The organism is Crocosphaera sp. XPORK-15E, assembly GCF_034931425.1.
Lineage (GTDB): Bacteria > Cyanobacteriota > Cyanobacteriia > Cyanobacteriales > Microcystaceae > UHCC-0190.
On sequence record NZ_JAYGHQ010000006.1, the window covers coordinates 127,711 to 145,770 of the forward strand.

Here is an 18,060-nt window from a genome sequence, read left to right on the forward strand (position 1 = left end):
TGAATTGTCCCTACTCTTGATAATCACTATTAATTGTCACTTCTAAGGTGTTTTCATCAACCTCTAAATATAAAATATTGGGATGACAACAGACTTGACAATCTTCGATATAGGATTGATAATTTCCCGCACTAATATCAATAAATGTTGTGTTAATTTCTCCGCAAAACGCACAAGTATAATCGGCTGTTGTTTCCATAATGAATAATGAATAATTACCTCCAAATCAAACAATTATTAATTATCAATTATTAATAATTGATAATAACTTGTTTCATCTATTAATTCTTAACTTTATAACGACAGTCTTGTTGACTGTTATCATAAAAACATTCAACGGAAACAGCCTGTCCTTTTCTATCTGTTGCTTGACAGTTAACCCAACCATCTTGATTATTATCTACACCATTGCAGTTAATTGCATTTAAACTATTTCCCCTAGCAAATAGCCGTAAATTTTTTTCAGCCCCTTGGCGAATTTGACGACTTTTTGGATTTTCTAGGATGTTAGAAAACGCAATAATAACAACGATAGTGATAATAATACCAGCAATTAATAGGTTAATAAAACTAAAAACAGACTGTTTTTTAAATTGATATTTACTCACCGTAACACAGATAAGAATCTAATTCTCGTAATAAAGAAAAAGCGGCACTTTCCGACTTAGCAATTGGCTTGAGACAGGCAATAACTTGAGACAGTTTTTCGCCTGTCGTTGGTGTTTCTAAGGCAGGTACACCAGGAAATACTTGAGAAAAGGCTTTTAATCGTTCTCTTGTTTTCCAGGGAAGGGGAATTGAGTCTTTCATTTTCATCGTTTTAAACTGTCTTAAACCTAGGGATTTTTTGATGATGAGTGGACAACGGATTAGAAAGGGTAGACTGAACTTTTTGCTCAGTTAAAAAGTGAGAAACAGCTAAAGTCACTACTTCATTAAAATCTAAAGGCGAATGACTTTCAAGGAATGTTTTAAGCAAGAGATATGTCTCTTCAGGAATTTCTATTTCAAGGGCGATAGGAGTTTCCATTTCTTGTTTAGGTAAAATTAATGTTTAGAGAAAGAGAAACAATTTTATTTAGGTGAAATGGCGGTAAATACTGACAGCTTATTTGTCATGAATTACATCAGACTTAAGTATGTTAACACAATATTCAGAAAAAGTTTTTGCTGTTTTTTCAACAGCCACTAATTTAACACTTTTCCCCATAAATTGCGACTAATGCTGAATTTCTGTGAGAGTCTGTTGAAAATATTTAAAACCCTGTGGAAAACTTAGGAAAAACTGTGGAAAAATGTTCATTTGTTTGGGGAAAAGTGAGAATTAATCAACGTCAACCAAGATAAATCGTAACAAAGTTTAAGCTTTAGAGATTTTTCCTTACACTAGACTAAAAAAAGTGACTTGGGCAGAAAAGTCACTTAACGCTTGAAATCTTGAGATTTTTGACTAGGGAACTATCTACAAACAGAAAACAAGAAATTTTAACCCAAGAGTGGGCAAGGCCTCAAAAAATTTTAGGCCTTGCCCCTACAAAAATCCCCAAAAATCACTTTACAGAAAGATTTTAGGAATAATCGACACACATTTGACTCAAATCTTGAGATTCTTTTTCTAATAAACTAATTAAAAATTCATCTCCTTTAACTTTAGCAATTCTTAGTCTATTTTCCAGATTACGACAAATATTGCCTAAATGAATTTTAGTAACTTCATTCAGGGAAACTTCTTGGTAACTGGGCATAACAACGGAACAAACAGGAGCTTTTTGTCTGGGAAGATGTGGATTTTCCAGGGTAGGAATAGAATAAGTATGGTTTTTAATTCTCCCATATTGTCGGGATAAATTAGCTGGAGCTTGTCTAATATGTCTAGGATAGTTATATTTCCAAGCTTGTCCCTGATGTCTTTGCATCATGGTTTCATAATCGAGATCTAGCGCATTAGATTGGTTGTCATCCACTAAGGGATAATGAGAATTAGATTGTTTCATGCCAATTTTTCCTAAATAAATGTTAAAAAAAGAAGGTGAATTAAAGGGATAAATTAACCTTGTATATAGTGAATTCCTCGATAAATCATGTCCTTAATGACATGACGATGACGGGATTTCTCATAAGGATGATTTGTCCAGTGAACACCACGATAGGTTCCCTCAACTTCTACGTCACCGGGTTCGAGAATAACGGGTTCATGATTATAGGGAATACCCCGAAAAGAGAGTTTCATAATAGATTTCCTCCGATTGCATCTCCCCCGACTCCTGGGCTAGTGGCCGAAATCTTGAGGAGAATAAAATATATTTCTGTATCTATTGTTACATTTTTTTGAGATAAATGTCAGGGATTCATAAAAATTTAAAATTCCCAGTGGAAACTCGGTAAATCTTGCCCAAGAATTACATAGAGAAGATTCGCAAAAAAAAGGCAACAGAACGCTTATTCTGTCACCCTTTTTCAATTATCACCAAATTCGTCCTTCTAGCGATAGTAGTAAGCCTTTTCTGCTTCTAATTGCTGAATGAGACTCTGATTACCTTTAGATCTAGCGACTTCAAGACGATGCTCTAAACTTTTGAGCATATTAGCGCGATGAATTTGATCCGCTTCGGTTAAATGTTGTTGTTTATATGTCATGACTCATCCCTCCTTATGCTTTCAAAGACTCAACAGTAAGACCAACTTCTGATGCTGCTCGTTGCAACATAGATTCGTGTCGGTTTTGCTGCTTACAGCGATTTTGAGCGAGGAGAAAACGAGATCGGGACTGAACTGAGTCCAAATCCTGAGAATGATTACCAGATGTATGATTTAAGCGCATAACGCCTCCTTCCAAATCGTAGTGGATTGAATGAGGCGCGTTCCTTCGGGGGTTTTTTCCCTACTTCCGTCTGTCAACGACAGATGAACGATTTATCCTTGTCTCCTCTTATTCTAACATTTTAAAAAAAAAGTGGCTACTGTTTTGGTTTGATAAAAGGTGAGTCTCCGGCTTTTTCGGGATAAAGATGTTCGAGCAGAAAATCAACCGTGGTTTGGTTTAGCCATCCTTTTAGTACCGCTAACGCGCCCACTCTTAACCAGAGTCGTCCTTGTTCTTGTTCTGATAAAATCATCTTAAGTTGCTGTTCATCTAGTAACCCTGCTTCTCTGAGATAATAGCCTAAAGATTTTGGGGAACCTTGTTGAGTTTGCTGCAAGATGATATTCCATCGCTCAGCAAAAAAGTCGGCTGTTTGTTGTTTAACCCATCCATTATTGGCTAAAATCTCTCCAAGACGGCGTTGAGGCTGTTGGGTTTGTTCTGTCAGGGCGGCTTCAACTTGGGCAGGGGTGACTAATTTGGCTTGGGCTAAAATAGCACCAAGGGGCTGTGTTGATTGGGGTTTCATCGTCACGTAGCTTTCCTCTATTTCAAGTTTTCTGGGTCTTGTGACTATTATTCCCAATTTCTCCTAGTTAGTTTCACTGAAAGGAAAGTTTTTTTTCTCCTGATTACCTCGTCACTTCAAAACTCCTATTTCCCCAGGACTCAAAATAATTAATTGTTGTTGCTGTAAACTGCGAACTCCATCTAATTCTAAAGCAACCGAATCTAAAATTTCCTTAACTGTTAATTCCCCATTACAAGCTTGGATAAAACCATATTCAATATCACTTAAACTGACGGGTTGATAATCATAATTAAGCAAACTTTGACTCGGCCAACCAAATATACAAGGATGGAGTTCAGGAATAGCAGATAATAGGGTTTCATCCTTTGACCAATCACTCTTAATAATCGGGGGTTTTCCTAAGAAAAATTCGTAATGAGTAATATTCTCAGGATCGAGTAATTCAATCAGGCGATATCGTTGGCGATCGCTTAAATTTTCTCCCCGTTTTATTAATTCTTCTGACTGGCCAATTAACCGCTCTAACTGCCAATATTGAGGGTTAGAAAAGCCGATAAATTCTAATTCTGATGCCTCAATTAACTCAAATAAAGTATCAATATTGTAATCAGTTTCTTGAGGATGAACATACATATCGGCAAAGGATTCATCTCGATGATTTTCTAATGACCATCTTTCTTTTTCTCGCTTGACAATTCGATTATTTTCCGGTAAATACTTAAACAATTCTCTACCGACAAAAACCCCATCTTTGTAGTCACCTTTTTGCTCACCTTGCAGCAAAGAAATGGCTTTCTGCATTAATTGAATTTCCCATCTTCCTAATTCTGCATAGACAAAAATATGAAAAATTCCACCAGGGGCTAACTTTTTCGCTAATGCTTTAATTCCTGCGATGGGATCAGGTAAATGATGCAATACTCCCACACAATTAATTAAATCAAATTCCCCTGATAATTGATGAGCTTCTTCTAAGTTTAAATGATGAAAAGAAATCGGGGCTTTATGATTAGCTACAACCCCGGATTGTTGACAACGTTTTTGAGCAATTTCTAAGGCTTTTTCACTCAGATCAATTCCCACAATTTCCGCCTGAGGATTGAGTAAAATTAAGTATTCTGTGCCAACCCCTGTACCACATCCCGCATCTAAAATACGGATAGTTTCTCGGTCAGGTTTTCTGCCTGTACAAAAATTATAAGCTGCTAACCAATTCCATCGCCAATTATAACCTGGAGGTGGCTCATCTAATAAGGGTTCCGGAGGGAAAGGATAGGTGTTGTAAAGACGTTGAACCGCTGAACTTTGTTGAGATTTTTTCGTCATAGTGAGGAGTAATTAAACCAAAAGATAATTAAGGGTTTGTAAATTAAATTTTTCCCTTAAACAGCCTTTCTAATTATATCAAAAAATGAGTCAGAAAAATCATATCTTTGTTTTCTAACACAGTAGTAAGGTGGGCAATGCTCACCCTACAATTAGTTTGTTTGATCTGGCTCACTTGCTATAATTTTTAGTCTCGTAAATCTTAAAAAAATCCGAAAATTTTTGTCCCAATGATCCATACGCTGGGATTTTATGGTATATTATGTCATAATGGGTAATATTGACTGTTAAAAATTAGTGATTATATTACCATTATGAAGCATTAATTTTAATTTTCTCACATAATCCCCAAAAAAGCAACCCCTTTACTTGACTAAAACAAATTATTTTAAAAGGACGTTATCAACATCAAGAATCAGAAAAAATACTTGATCAAAAAACATTAATTAATCAAGGGATGTCTTTAATTCGCAATGATTAAACCTGTCTATGGATAATCAATATATTTATCAATGGTAAGGTGGGGAGTATATTGCCTTACGATAAAATTAACTCATTGATGAAATTATGTTAATCTTGATTTAATCTATGTGGGTTTAACTACGTAGAAGCAATATTCATAAAAGGAATTGGAGTCTCATGTTTAATCTCTCTCAGATCACATCATCTAGTTTGTCTCAAAAAATCATGATACTTGGTGTCATTTCTGCTGTAAGTATACCGACTCCATCTTTAGGAGCAGTTGCTAACTTCGATAACTTAGATAAAGGATTTTTTGGCCGTAGTATTACCGATAATGGCATTACTTTCTCTAATTTAATTGCAGGGTTTCGCATTGGTCAGCCAGAATTTATTGTGAAATCAGGTAATCAATTTAATTCTGTGTTTTCTCAACCTAATTATCTTACATTTGGCAGTTCAACCATAACTAATGGAAACAGTAACAAAGTTTCTAATAAACCGGCATTAGGTAATTTTGGTTCTATGAATATTACCCCTGAAAACCTGTCCAACAGTGTTAGTTTAGATGTGTTAACCATTGGCTCGAATTCTGAGTTTGATCTCGGTTCATTCAATGATTCATTAGTTTTAGAAGCCTTTTTAGAAGGAGACTCAGTAGGTAGTATTTCGGTTCCTCTTTCAGAGTTTTCTGAACTCAACCCATCAGGTCAATATTTATTTGCTAACCTTTCCCTATCTAATATAATTTTCGATAACTTGCAATTGTATACTCCTGTGGCCTTTGCTGATGGAGTGATTTCTTTGGGAGTTGATAATGTTAGTATCACTCCTTTAGATAATATTGTTTTAAGTGCAGTTCAACCCGCAGCAACTGTTCCTGAGTCTCAACCCATAACGCTTTTAGGACTCTTTTTAAGTAGCATGGTAGGATATGTAGTGAAAACTAAACAAGGTAACACAGAATTTTAAAAATACTTGTAGGGGTCAATGGTTGTTGACCCCTATTTTGCCATTTTCAACCAATCAAAAACTTGTTGAACCCTTAAATTAACAGTAATATTATCTAAAATAGATAAAATCTGATCTCCCTTGGATAATTTCCCCATTAATATATTCCCTGGCCGGTTTGGTTTCAGGCAGTTGCAAAAATTCTTCTAAAGTAATTTGAGGAGAAGCAATAACCATAATCATAAATTAAGTTAACCTAGCTTAATTTTCATTTTAATCCTGAAAAAGCTACCATAAAGAATATGTAAACAATTATCTCCACAAATAGTCTGCCTCCATGAGTAAAGGAACCCTCTTCGATAAAGTCTGGAATGCCCATACAGTCAAAATTTTGCCTTCAGGACAAACCCAGCTTTTTATTGGACTACATTTAATACATGAAGTCACCAGTCCCCAAGCATTTGCCATGTTGCGAGAAAGAGGACTAAAAGTATTGTATAGCGATCGCACGGTTGCTACAGTTGATCATATTGTCCCCACCGAAAACCAAGCCCGTCCTTTTGCTGATACCCTAGCAGAAGAGATGATGCAGTCCTTAGAAAATAGTGCCAAAGAATACGGCATTCGCTTCTATAATATTGGGTCAGGAAATCAAGGCATTGTCCATGTGATCGCCCCGGAACAAGGACTAACCCAACCAGGAATGACTATTGCTTGTGGAGACTCCCATACTTCGACTCATGGGGCCTTTGGGGCGATCGCCTTTGGTATTGGAACCTCTCAAGTCAGGGATGTTTTAGCCTCCCAAACTCTAGCACTAGGGAAACTAAAAGTCCGTAAAATTGAGGTAAATGGGGCTTTACCCCTTGGAGTTTATGCCAAAGATGTTGTCCTTCATATCATCCGTAAATTAGGGGTTAAAGGGGGCGTAGGATACGCCTACGAGTACGCCGGAACAACCTTTGCAGCGATGTCTATGGAAGAACGGATGACGGTTTGTAATATGTCCATTGAAGGGGGGGCCAGATGTGGCTATATTAACCCCGATGATGTTACCTTTGAATACTTAAAAGGACGGGACTTTTCCCCCAAAGGAGAGGACTGGGAGCAAGCGGTTACTTGGTGGCGTAGCATGGCTTCTGATGCGGATGCGGAATATGATGATATTGTCCGTTTTGATGCGTCTGAGATAGAACCTACCATCACCTGGGGTATCACTCCCGGCCAGGGTATTGGGGTAAGTGAAAGTATTCCGACTCCTGACAGTTTACCCGAAAGCGATCGCGCGATCGCTCAAGAAGCTTATGAATATATGCAGTTATCCCCAGGAACCCCCATTAAAGGAACGAAGGTGGATGTCTGCTTTATTGGGAGTTGTACCAATGGACGTATTAGCGACTTACGGGAAGCGGCCAAAGTTGTGCAAGGACATCATGTGGCCCCAGGAGTCAAAGCTTTTGTGGTTCCTGGTTCAGAACGAGTGAAAGTGCAAGCAGAAGCAGAAGGGTTAGATAAAATCTTTGAGGCCGCGGGGTTTGAATGGCGTGAGGCCGGATGTTCGATGTGTTTGGCCATGAACCCTGATAAGTTACAGGGCGATCAAATCAGTGCATCTTCTTCTAATCGTAACTTTAAAGGTCGTCAAGGGTCATCAACCGGACGAACTTTATTAATGAGTCCGGCCATGGTCGTTGCTGCTGCTGTTAATGGCAAAGTCTCCGATATTCGTGAGTTAAACTAAGGGTAGGGTGGGCAATGCCCACCTGATATAGCTTTGTTTTAATGATTTATAGCAGTTTGCGAGTCAATATGATACATAAAGGGTAGGGGCATGGCATTAGTAATCTTACTCTTAAAACCATCAAATTATTATCGCCATGCCCCTACAAATTAATGGTGTACTTCAAAAAGTTGGAAACTGCTGTAATGCTAAAAGTAGCGATTGAACTTTATCTCGAAAAATTAATAAAAAAACCCGCCGTAGCGGGTCCTTCAAATATAAACTAACTCAAAATTTAACGGACAGTTCCAATTAACTGATCAACCCGAATAGGTTTCATGAAATACAGTTTTATGAATTGCACCCCATTAGACACAAAAGCAGGTAATTTTTGCAAGAATTTTACGGGAGCGGAACTATTAGAAGCGTCAACTTCCCGCAATTTTTCGTTATTTTTGATGCAGATTTCTAAACTGTCATAAAAGGCAGGATTTTCTACATCTAACATCACAGGAAAAACACGGCCAGCCGTTTCATTCGTCTTCTCAATGACATATTTATCATAATCACGGGCATTTAAGCCAATAGAGGCATAAAAATCAGACCGTTGAATATCATTGAGGTACATGGTAGCAAAGACCGACAACAGGAAGAAACGACACCAGAGACGGGCTTTCCAATCATTTAAAATATCGGGACTAGCCTTCATGATCGCATCAAAGAAGTCTCCATGACGGTTTTCATCCTGACACCAATTTTCAAAGAAGTTAAAAATGGGATAGAGAGTGTTTTCAGGATGTTGTTCTAAATGACGGTAAATGGTGATATAACGCCAGTAACCAATTTTTTCTGATAAATAGGTCGCGTAGAAGATAAACTTAGGCTGGAAGAAGGTATATTTGCGACTCTTGGTTAAAAAGCCTAAATCTAAAGAGAGGTTAAAATCGGATAAAGCTTTGTTGAGGAAACCAGCATGACGGGCCTCATCGCGGGACATTAGGTTAAAACACTCAGCTAAGACGGGACTTTTCTCTTTTAAGCGTCTTCCCATTTCTTTATAAAGCAGAAACCCAGAAAACTCCGCAGTACAAGACCTTTCTAAAAATTCCACAAACAAGCGACGGGTATCCCCATCAATATGATCCCATGATTGGGCAAACTCCTCAGAACGGATAAAATGATGACGGTTATAATCAGTGCGGAATTCTTCGAGAATGGCAAGTAATTCCTCTTCGTTGACTGAAATATCCATTTTGGCCATCGCTTCAAAGTCAGTAGTGTAGAAGCGAGGGGTGAGGATGGTTTCTTTGGCGGGAACTTTAATACCTGGACGTAGTTCCTCAAATTCAGGTTTTTGAAGGGTATTGACCATAGCTTGTTTAAAGAGATTTTTTTTCAATCAATCGATGACTCGCTCAACTCACTGGGTAACGAATCGTTACCGTTTTCAGCAGGGATCTACGAGGCTTGGATCACAGTCTACCAGGCTCCATGACATTAATGATCCCCTTTTTTATTAAGAGTTACAACATATTATAAATTTATGTTAAAAAAGTTGTCAATTAACAAGTTAATGATGTAGGGGTTGGGTGATTAATTTGAGAAATGGCGGGAATTTTCGGCACATTGGGTCAAGATCTTGATACCCTAAGATCAGTTTGATGAAATTAACCGCATCAGCAGAAGTTTTATGTCTACCATCTGCGATCGCTTTGAGATAAAATTTTGGGGAGTCCGAGGCAGTATTCCCTGTCCAGGCACAGAAACCGTCCGTTATGGGGGGAATACCTCCTGTGTGGAAATGCGGGTTGGCCAACAAAGGCTAATTTTTGATGGGGGAACGGGACTACGGCTTTTAGGGAAGTCTATGTTGTGCGAAATGCCTATTATTGGCCATTTATTTTTTACCCATTCTCATTGGGATCATATTCAAGGTTTCCCCTTTTTTGCCCCGGCTTTTATTCCTGGGAATAAGTTTCATATTTATGGTTTACCGGCCCCTAATGGGGCCACCATTAAACAGCGTCTACATGATCAAATGTTACACCCTAATTTTCCGGTTCCGTTGCAAATTATGCAAGCGAATTTAGAATTTTATGATATCGAAGCTAGGGAAATTATTAAGCTTGGTAATGTGACGGTAGAAACGGGAAAGTTAAATCATCCTGGGGAAGCGTTAGGCTATCGTGTTAGTTGTCAAGATTTAGCCGCAGTTTATATTACGGATACGGAACATTTTCCTGATCATTTAGATGAAAATGTGATCTATTTAGCCAGAAATGCTGATGTGTTAATTATTGATACAACTTACACCAATGAAGAATATTATGATCCGAAATTTACTAAAGTTGGTTGGGGTCATTCTACTTGGCAAGAAGCGGTTAAAGTGGCTGAAGCTGCTAAGGTAAAAAAATTAGTTTTGTTTCATCATGATCCTGCCCATAATGATGATTTTTTAGATGATATTAGTAAGCAAGTTAAGACTTTTTTTCCCAATGCAATATTAGCGAAGGAAGGGTTAGTAATTGATTTAAAAGTTTAAAGAGATGAAAGTAAAGCAATAACTAAGTACAATGCAATCAGATCCTAATCGAATTTTAAGATTAATTCCCCTATTTGCTGGCAGTTTAGGCGGCATTTTATTACTGATAAATCGCTTCACAACTTTACAATTAACCGAGTCTCAATCGAGATCTGACATATTAGGGGTAATCTTAAGTGGGGTGTTAATTTTAGTGGCATTAATTTGGCAAGAAATTCAACCGCGATCGCCTGATACTGTTACCCTAATAGGAGAGGAAGGGCTAGAATTTGACCCTAACTTACCTGATGTTATCAAAACAGAACTCGCTTGGGCCTCCCATCTTGTATTAACCAATACCGTTACTCAATCTTTAGTGGTATATTATCAGGATCAAGTATTACTTCGTCGGGGTATTTTGGGGAAAAACCCTCAAGTGATCCCTGGCCAAATTTTGCAACGGGTTTTAGCAACCCAGAAACCTGTTTATCTGGTTAATTTAACTATTTATCCAGGCAAAATAGAATTTGATTATTTACCCGAAAATACTCAAGGAGTTATCTGTCAACCCTTGGGAAAGGACGGGGCTATTATTTTGGGGGCTAATGTTCCCCGCAGTTATACCAAACAAGATGAAAATTGGATCGAAGGAATTGCCGATAAACTGGCTTTGACCTTAGAAACTTTCGGTTAAATTGTAACAGAAACTCCCATTACGGGAACATTAAATTTAGATCTGTCTCTTGACGTTATATCCCAAAAACAACCATGAGTCAACCCCCTAACTCTCCGACTTTTATTGCCACTCACTCAGGAACAAAAATTACTCCGTCTCATCATCAAGGCAGTCATTGGCAACCCCAGAAAACTCCAGAACCTTCATTTTATTATTTCGCCTATGGTTCCTGTATGTGTCCTGTGGACTTAAAACGGACATTTGGGGAGAATACTTATGATTATGTGGTAGGGACGGGAATTTTGCAAGGGTATCGCCTGGGTTTTTATCGTCATTCCCTGCGGCGTAACTGCGGGGCCTTAGATGTAGTTCCTGATGAAAATTCTCAGGTAGAAGGTGTATTGTATCAGCTTCCTTTGCGTTTTAGCGATCGCCTGGACGAACGAGAAGAAGTCCCCCATAATGGTTATCGTCGTGAGATGGTCACAATTTACAGTCAGAGTAAAATTTATCAAGATGTGAGAACTTATGTGGTAATTGATAAATTACCTCAAGAGTTGGCCCCCAATGATTGGTATTTTAATGTGGTGTTGCGGGGGGCCATTACCTGTGGACTTTCTGAGGAATATTGCTGGAATTTGTTTAATCATATGTATCAGTTGCAATTACAACAAAATCCTAGTATTTCTCTTGATAAGTTTGCTTAATTTTTAGGTGAAGAATGATAGAAACTTTCTCAAAAAAAGTGGCGTTAATAACTGGGGTATCCAGTGGTATTGGGGAAGCGATCGCCCGTCGTTTAGCTCTGGAAAAATATCGGTTAGTAATTTGCGCCCGTCGTCAAGAAAAGTTAGATAAATTAACCACAGAATTACAAGAAATTGGCTGCGAAGTGTTAGCAAAGCGGGTAGATTTACGTCAAGAAGCTGATATTGTTAACTTATTTGAAGCGATTCGTCAGCAATGGGGTGGGGTTGATATTTTAATTAATAATGCAGGTTTAGGCCATCGAGAATCTTTAATGACAGGGAGTACAGAAGCTTGGCGAGAGATGCTAGAGGTCAATGTTTTAGCCTTATGTATTTGTACCCGTGAAGCGATTAAAGATATGAGTGATCGTAATAATAATGGTCATATTATTCATATTAGTTCTATGGCCGGTCATCGTGTTCCTTTATTTAGTGGAGTTTATGCAGCAAGTAAATATGCAGTAAGGGCATTAACTGAAGGGTTGAGACAAGAATTAAGAGAAGCCAATAAAAACATCAGAATTTCTTCTATTAGTCCTGGATTTGTAGAAACAGAATTTGCTGAAAAATATAGCAAGAGTAAGGAACGGGCCCAAGAAGTTTATAGTCAGTTTCCAGTGTTACAATCAGAAGATATTGCTAATGCAGTTTGGTATGTTTTATCTCAACCTGACTATGTACAAGTTCATGATATTTTATTGCGTCCTACTCAACAAAAAAATTAGCAAATTTCTGTGTTTAAATTATTAAGTTAAGTTTTGTAAAGAACACTTGACACAATAACATCTTTAGTAATTCGTAGGAGAATGTAGGGGTGAACGGCCGTTCGCCCCTACAGTCCTTATATTTAAGAAACTTGTTAAAATCTTAACAAACTGCAATAATATATTCAGGTTGGTTTTTTGAGATTGAAAGAAGTAATCCTCATAAGTCTTGCTGTATCAGGAAGACAGCCAACTAAGGATTTTTCCTTTCCTGAGAAATCCAGACAAAACTTAATTAAGTTTTGTAAAAATTATTACTTTTTTTTCATTTTGCTCTCTAGGGAGAAAATCTTGTCATCATGAATACCAAATTAAGTTCAAATCTTTTGACTTTTCTACTCAAACCCAATGTTAACCCTAACTTTGCCTCCCAAACTGCCTGGGCCATTTTGCGGGCAGTTGTGGGCTTAATTATGATCCATAATGGATTAGACAAACTGGGAAATATTGAAAGTTTTGCCGAAGCTTATGTATCCTATATTGGACTTCCCTTTCCCATTTTCTTTAGTTACGTTGCCGCCTATACTGAGTTAATTGGTGCGCCTTTAGTTGCCCTTGGTTTGTTGACTCGTCCTGCTGCTTTTGGGTTATTATCAACCATGATGGTTGCCATGTATCATCATATTTTAGTAGCGGGTTTTAGTGTTCCTTACTTAGAACTTTCTGCCATTTATGCCGCTTGTTTTCTGTTCTTTTTCGTCAATGGGGGCGGCTTATTTTCAACCGATGCCTTAATTTTAAATTGGTTGGATAGTAATGCCTTCACTCAAAAAGCAAAACAAATTATGTTGTTAGAAAAATCCTATCAAGGGATAGCTGCTGAGGGGGACAAAGAAAAACAACTTAACTAGGATTTAATGGAGTCCGTAGAGATATTAAATTAAGATAAAATATCTCTACAATGTATTGTGGTGGGCAATGCCCACCCTACAACTTAGCAGTTATCCCCAAATAAGCTTAAGGATGTCTAAAGATTTAACCCCTGAAAAATAAAGACTTTACGTTTTACTGCTAAAGTCGTAACGATTGAGAGAGTTAACAGTAAAATCAAGAATAGTAGACCTCTAATCGAAGCATCTTTCCTGTGACTCCATCCTATTCTTCCCATACCCTGCCCCAACAGCAACAAGCTTGGCATACTTATGCCCCCCAAAAAACCCTAGAATGCTTAGAAACAACCCCTCAAACTGGGTTAAATGCCGAAACAGTCAGCCAACGGCAACAACATTATGGCCCCAACGAAATAGAAGAAACGGCAGGCCGTAGTAACTGGCAAATATTGCTAGATCAGTTTACTAACATCATGTTAATTATGCTGATCGTCGTTGCCATTATTTCCGGTATTTTGGACGTGGTAGAATTGCAAAAAAATGGCATAGCTGAAGGGGTAATTCCCTTTAAAGATACCATTGCTATCTTTTTAATTGTGATTTTAAATGGAATTTTAGGCTATTTACAAGAAACCCGCGCCGAAAAAGCTTTAGCCGCTTTAAAGCGTTTATCCTCTCCCAAAGTTCAAGTCATTCGAGAGGGACAACGCTTAGAAGTTGATGCCCCTCAGTTGGTGCCTGGGGATATTATTTTAGTAGAAGCAGGAGATCAACTTTGTGCTGATGGCCAAATTTTAGAAGCCTCTAACCTGCAAATTCGAGAGTCGGCGTTGACAGGAGAGGCCAACTCCGTCAATAAATACTCCTTGGAAGAAGGGTTAGAAGAAGATACCCCCATTGGCGATCGCCGTAACATGGTGTTTACGGGAACAGAAGTGATCCAAGGTAGGGGTAGAGTGGTCGTTACCAACACGGGAATGACCACAGAACTGGGAAAAATCGCCGAAATGTTACAATCAGTCGAAAGTGAACCCACGCCCCTACAACAGCGCATGAGTCACTTGGGGAATGTGTTAGTCAGTGGTTCCCTAATTTTTGTGGTCTTAGTGGTGGTTGGGGGGGTAATTAAGGGAGGATGGGGACTTTTACAGGAATTAGTCGAAGTTTCTTTAAGTATGGCGGTTGCAGTGGTGCCTGAAGGTTTACCTGCTGTGATTACTGTTACCTTAGCTTTGGGAACTCAACGCATGGTCAAACGCCACGCTTTGATCCGAAAACTGCCTGCAGTGGAAACTTTAGGCTCAGTTAATGTTATTTGTTCCGATAAAACGGGAACCCTCACCCAAAATAAAATGGTGGTGCAGGAGGTAGAAACCCTAAAAGGGAATTTTCGGGTCACAGGAATAGGATATGAACCCCTAGGGGAGTTGATCAAAGAAGATAACCAAACCATTGACATTGACAACTATGGGGAGTTACAAGCCTTATTATTCACGGGTGTATTATGTAATGATTCCCATTTGTCTCAACAAGAAGGTGACTGGGCTATTTTGGGTGATCCCACCGAAGGGGCCTTATTAGCTTTGGGAGGCAAGGCCGCATTACAACAATCAAACTTAGACCAGCAATATACAAGGGTGGCAGAGTTTCCCTTTTCTTCCGAACGAAAGCGCATGAGTACCATTTCTCAGTGGTCAGAAACGGGCGATCACTGGCCAAGTTGGCAACTACGTCAAAATTATGCTTATGCGATGTTTACCAAGGGTTCCCCTGAATTAATTTTAGAAAGATGTAATTCTTATCAATTAGGAGAACAAATATATCCTCTCACCCCAGAACAGAGAGAGCAGGTATTGAATGGCAATAATGCTATGGCGAAACGGGCCTTACGGGTGTTAGGGTTCGCTTATAAACCCCTCGAACACATTCCCGACACAGATGCAGAAACCAGCGAACAGGGGTTAATTTGGTTAGGATTAGTGGGAATGATGGATGCACCCAGGCCAGAAGTTAAAGCAGCAGTGGCTAAATGTCGGGCCGCCGGTATTCGTCCCATTGTAATCACGGGAGATCATCAATTAACGGCCCAAGCTATTGCGCAACAGTTAGGTATTGTGCAAGAAGGAGATCATGTTCTCACGGGACGGGAGTTAGAAAGAATGTCTCAACCGGAGTTAGAACAAGAAGTTGAAAGGGTTAATGTTTATGCTCGTGTCTCTCCTGAACATAAATTACGCATTGTCAGGGCCTTACAAAAACAGGGCAAATTCGTCGCTATGACGGGAGATGGGGTAAATGATGCGCCGGCCCTGAAACAAGCGGATATCGGCATTGCAATGGGTATTACGGGGACGGATGTAAGCAAGGAGGCCAGTGATATGGTGTTGCTGGATGATAATTTTGCTACTATTGTGGCCGCAACGGAAGAAGGACGGGTGGTTTATACTAATATTCGTCATTTTATTAAGTATATTTTGGGCAGTAATGTGGGGGAAGTTATTACTATTGCTGCTGCTCCCATTATGGGACTTTCTGGAATTCCTTTAATTCCCTTACAAATTCTGTGGATGAATTTAGTAACTGATGGTTTACCTGCTTTAGCTTTAGCGGTTGAACCTGCTGATCCTCATATTATGGAACGTCCACCTTTTAATCCTGATGAAAGCATTTTTGCGCGAGGTTTAGGGCTGTATATTGTGCGTATTGGCATCATTTTTGCCATCATTACTATTACTTTGATGTCCTGGGCCTTTAATTATTCTCAGCAACCTGGCAATGATCCTGAAAGTTGGAAAACTATGGTTTTTACTACTTTATGTATTGCTCAAATGGGCCATGCGATCGCTGCTCGTTCAACAACCCGTTTAGCGATTGAAATGAACCCTTTTTCTAATATTTATCTGTGGGGGGCGGTAACTGTTACCACTATTCTACAATTGATGTTAGTTTATGTTGAACCGTTACGCAATTTCTTTAATACTACTGTGTTAACCAGAGAACAATTAATAATCTGTTTATTGTTTAGTAGTTTGATGTTTGTTTGGGTGGAAGCAGAAAAAATTGTTTTACGTCTCTATCGTAAATTTGTCAAGTAAAAGTCACAAATTGTGTGGGTTTAATCAGATTAAACCCGCACAGTAATTAAGTAAAGAATAAAGAGTAAATTGATGGAATTACCCACGTTTGAAAACATTTGGCTCGATAGTTTACAATGGCAACCTACCCAAGAACAATTAGAAAAATGGGAACAATTATATCAAGAAATAATCTTAATTAATCGTCAAATCAATTTAACTCGTATTACGGAACCCCAAGACTTTTGGGAAAAACATCTTTGGGACTCTTTAGCTGGAGTTATTGGGTTAGATTTTTTAAATTATAAAGATTCATTAAAAGTGATTGACATTGGTACAGGTGGTGGTTTTCCTGGTCTTCCTATTGCCATTTGTTTGACCAATTGGCAGTTTACATTACTTGATTCTACTCGCAAAAAAATCAATGTAATTAACTTATTTTTAGAGGCATTACAATTAAATAATTGTACAACATTGATCGGCAGAGCAGAAGACGTTGGACATTTACAAGAGCATCGAGAAATGTATGATTTAGGCTTAATTCGTGCAGTGGGGGAACCCTCTGTTTGTGCTGAATATGTATTACCCTTTCTCAAACTAGGAGGAATAGGAGTATTATATCGGGGAAATTGGCAAACAGAAGAAGAATTAAACTTAAAAGCAGCCTTGAAACAATTAGGGGGAAAATTTATCTTAGTTAAACCGTTTAACACTCCTTTAACCCAAAGTATACGTCACTTTATTTATGTTAAAAAAGTAGCAGAAACCCCTTATCAATTTGCTCGTCCCGTTGGTATTCCAAAACAACAACCTTTATGCTAAAAAAGCGATCGATCTTATTTTCATAGATCGCACTACCAAACTTTTGGTTGAAACTCAGCACTGTTAAGAATAGCGACATTTTCTCCCGCTTGTGCCAACACAAATAAACCTTGACGATAAGCATATTTATCTGCACCTTCTTCTATTTCTATCCCTGCCACCGCCCCATATACTTGCTTGTCGTTATACTCAGGGAAAAATTGCCGAAATTCTCTTAAATCATGGATCAATTCTTTAACATCATCCACACCTAAACTACTCTTAACTTCCACTACTAAAACATGATTTTCATTGGTTACTAAGACATCAATTTCTAAACTTTTACCATCCAGACGTTTTTTTACCCGTTGACTAACTTGATGAACGGGAATACCTCTATTTACAAATAATGTTTCACAAGCAGGAGCCACCATGTTTTCGACAAAACGACCCCATTTACCACCTAAAGCCCCTATTTGTTTACTAACTTCTTGAATTTTGCGCTCTGTTTCTTTTTGGGCTGTCACTAATTCAGCTAATAATTTCCACACATCATCTGCGGTGGTTGTCATAATTTTTCTCGTTGCGAACTTTTTACTTCTTTAATTATATCTTAATTTATGTTTTAGACCTTGGCTCTTGTATTATTCCTGTTGAAACTACCAAACTTTTGGTTGAAACTCATAACTGTTAAGAATAGCGACATTTTCTCCCGCTTGTGCCAACACAAATAAACCTTGACGATAAGCATATTTATCTGCACCTTCTTCTATTTCTATCCCTGCCACCGCCCC

21 protein-coding genes, 1 pseudogene and 1 riboswitch are annotated in these 18,060 nt (G+C 38.4%); of the genes and pseudogenes, 9 read left to right on the plus strand and 13 right to left on the minus strand.

The features are described from left to right. Nucleotides 1-10 precede the first annotated feature (10 nt). From VB691_RS07130 to VB691_RS07175, 10 genes are all read right to left on the minus strand, one after another. A complete protein-coding gene (locus VB691_RS07130; protein WP_323290783.1) occupies nucleotides 11-199 on the minus strand; it encodes a CPXCG motif-containing cysteine-rich protein in 189 nt (62 codons plus the stop codon). Between the two features lie 82 nt (nucleotides 200-281). After that, the gene (locus VB691_RS07135) at nucleotides 282-608 is read right to left on the minus strand and encodes a hypothetical protein (RefSeq protein WP_323290784.1); all 327 of its coding nucleotides are present in this window, start codon (nucleotides 606-608) and stop codon (nucleotides 282-284) included. Further along, the gene (locus tag VB691_RS07140) at nucleotides 601-816 is read right to left on the minus strand and encodes a hypothetical protein (RefSeq protein WP_323290785.1); all 216 of its coding nucleotides are present in this window, start codon (nucleotides 814-816) and stop codon (nucleotides 601-603) included. Before VB691_RS07140 ends, VB691_RS07135 begins: the two co-directional genes overlap by 8 nt. Before the next feature lie 4 nt (nucleotides 817-820). Continuing rightward, nucleotides 821-1,030 (minus strand): DUF2811 domain-containing protein, encoded by a 210-nt coding sequence (locus VB691_RS07145; RefSeq protein ID WP_323290786.1) that lies wholly within the window; start codon nucleotides 1,028-1,030, stop codon nucleotides 821-823. Nucleotides 1,031-1,568: 538 nt separating this feature from the next. Next, the gene (locus VB691_RS07150; RefSeq protein ID WP_323290787.1) at nucleotides 1,569-1,994 is read right to left on the minus strand and encodes a hypothetical protein; all 426 of its coding nucleotides are present in this window, start codon (nucleotides 1,992-1,994) and stop codon (nucleotides 1,569-1,571) included. A 53-nt stretch (nucleotides 1,995-2,047) separates the two neighbouring features. Continuing rightward, a complete protein-coding gene (locus tag VB691_RS07155) occupies nucleotides 2,048-2,230 on the minus strand; it encodes a DUF4278 domain-containing protein (protein WP_323290788.1) in 183 nt (60 codons plus the stop codon). A gap of 251 nt (nucleotides 2,231-2,481) precedes the next feature. Further along, nucleotides 2,482-2,637, minus strand: coding sequence for a hypothetical protein (locus tag VB691_RS07160; protein WP_323290789.1), 156 nt, complete (start codon nucleotides 2,635-2,637; stop codon nucleotides 2,482-2,484). A gap of 13 nt (nucleotides 2,638-2,650) precedes the next feature. After that, nucleotides 2,651-2,821 carry a hypothetical protein gene (locus tag VB691_RS07165; protein WP_323290790.1) on the minus strand — a complete coding sequence of 57 codons (171 nt, stop codon included), beginning with the start codon at nucleotides 2,819-2,821 and terminating at the stop codon, nucleotides 2,651-2,653. A gap of 34 nt (nucleotides 2,822-2,855) precedes the next feature. After that, nucleotides 2,856-2,913, minus strand: a riboswitch (Glutamine riboswitch). 44 nt (nucleotides 2,914-2,957) lie between these two features. Beyond that, nucleotides 2,958-3,392 carry a hypothetical protein gene (locus tag VB691_RS07170; protein WP_323290791.1) on the minus strand — a complete coding sequence of 145 codons (435 nt, stop codon included), beginning with the start codon at nucleotides 3,390-3,392 and terminating at the stop codon, nucleotides 2,958-2,960. A 111-nt stretch (nucleotides 3,393-3,503) separates the two neighbouring features. Continuing rightward, the gene (locus VB691_RS07175) at nucleotides 3,504-4,721 is read right to left on the minus strand and encodes a class I SAM-dependent methyltransferase (RefSeq protein WP_323290792.1); all 1,218 of its coding nucleotides are present in this window, start codon (nucleotides 4,719-4,721) and stop codon (nucleotides 3,504-3,506) included. 639 nt (nucleotides 4,722-5,360) lie between these two features. On the opposite strand from VB691_RS07175, the gene VB691_RS07180 reads away from it, so the two are divergent. Further along, complete coding sequence (locus VB691_RS07180; RefSeq protein WP_323290793.1) at nucleotides 5,361-6,152, plus strand: hypothetical protein; 792 nt, start codon at nucleotides 5,361-5,363, stop codon at nucleotides 6,150-6,152. Between the two features lie 120 nt (nucleotides 6,153-6,272). Here VB691_RS07180 and VB691_RS07185 read toward each other — a convergent pair. Further along, a pseudogene (locus VB691_RS07185) lies at nucleotides 6,273-6,368 on the minus strand (Uma2 family endonuclease); the annotation flags it as partial. A 100-nt stretch (nucleotides 6,369-6,468) separates the two neighbouring features. On the opposite strand from VB691_RS07185, the gene leuC reads away from it, so the two are divergent. After that, nucleotides 6,469-7,872 carry a 3-isopropylmalate dehydratase large subunit gene (gene leuC, locus VB691_RS07190; RefSeq protein WP_323290794.1) on the plus strand — a complete coding sequence of 468 codons (1,404 nt, stop codon included), beginning with the start codon at nucleotides 6,469-6,471 and terminating at the stop codon, nucleotides 7,870-7,872. 274 nt (nucleotides 7,873-8,146) lie between these two features. Here the strand turns inward: leuC and acsF are convergent, their stop codons facing one another. Beyond that, nucleotides 8,147-9,223, minus strand: a complete 1,077-nt coding sequence (gene acsF / locus VB691_RS07195) for a magnesium-protoporphyrin IX monomethyl ester (oxidative) cyclase (protein ID WP_323290795.1) — start codon at nucleotides 9,221-9,223, stop codon at nucleotides 8,147-8,149. Between the two features lie 318 nt (nucleotides 9,224-9,541). Here acsF and VB691_RS07200 point away from each other — a divergent pair, with 318 nt between their 5' ends. The 7 genes from VB691_RS07200 (at nucleotide 9,542) to rsmG (ending at nucleotide 17,287) form a co-directional block, all read left to right on the plus strand. Next, nucleotides 9,542-10,393 carry an MBL fold metallo-hydrolase gene (locus tag VB691_RS07200; RefSeq protein WP_323290796.1) on the plus strand — a complete coding sequence of 284 codons (852 nt, stop codon included), beginning with the start codon at nucleotides 9,542-9,544 and terminating at the stop codon, nucleotides 10,391-10,393. 31 nt (nucleotides 10,394-10,424) lie between these two features. After that, a complete protein-coding gene (locus VB691_RS07205; protein ID WP_323290797.1) occupies nucleotides 10,425-11,066 on the plus strand; it encodes a cofactor assembly of complex C subunit B in 642 nt (213 codons plus the stop codon). Nucleotides 11,067-11,140: 74 nt separating this feature from the next. Next, nucleotides 11,141-11,755, plus strand: coding sequence for a gamma-glutamylcyclotransferase (locus VB691_RS07210; protein ID WP_323290798.1), 615 nt, complete (start codon nucleotides 11,141-11,143; stop codon nucleotides 11,753-11,755). Between the two features lie 14 nt (nucleotides 11,756-11,769). Next, nucleotides 11,770-12,522 (plus strand): SDR family NAD(P)-dependent oxidoreductase, encoded by a 753-nt coding sequence (locus VB691_RS07215; protein ID WP_323290799.1) that lies wholly within the window; start codon nucleotides 11,770-11,772, stop codon nucleotides 12,520-12,522. Nucleotides 12,523-12,860: 338 nt separating this feature from the next. Beyond that, nucleotides 12,861-13,412, plus strand: coding sequence for a DoxX family protein (locus VB691_RS07220; RefSeq protein WP_323290800.1), 552 nt, complete (start codon nucleotides 12,861-12,863; stop codon nucleotides 13,410-13,412). Nucleotides 13,413-13,645: 233 nt separating this feature from the next. After that, a complete protein-coding gene (locus VB691_RS07225) occupies nucleotides 13,646-16,486 on the plus strand; it encodes a cation-translocating P-type ATPase (protein WP_323290801.1) in 2,841 nt (946 codons plus the stop codon). A 72-nt stretch (nucleotides 16,487-16,558) separates the two neighbouring features. Continuing rightward, entirely contained in the window at nucleotides 16,559-17,287 is a 729-nt protein-coding gene (gene rsmG, locus VB691_RS07230; protein ID WP_323290802.1) for a 16S rRNA (guanine(527)-N(7))-methyltransferase RsmG, read from the plus strand. 32 nt (nucleotides 17,288-17,319) lie between these two features. On the opposite strand, the gene VB691_RS07235 is transcribed toward rsmG, so the two are convergent. After that, the gene (locus VB691_RS07235) at nucleotides 17,320-17,838 is read right to left on the minus strand and encodes a DUF3782 domain-containing protein (RefSeq protein ID WP_323290803.1); all 519 of its coding nucleotides are present in this window, start codon (nucleotides 17,836-17,838) and stop codon (nucleotides 17,320-17,322) included. Nucleotides 17,839-18,060 lie beyond the last annotated feature (222 nt).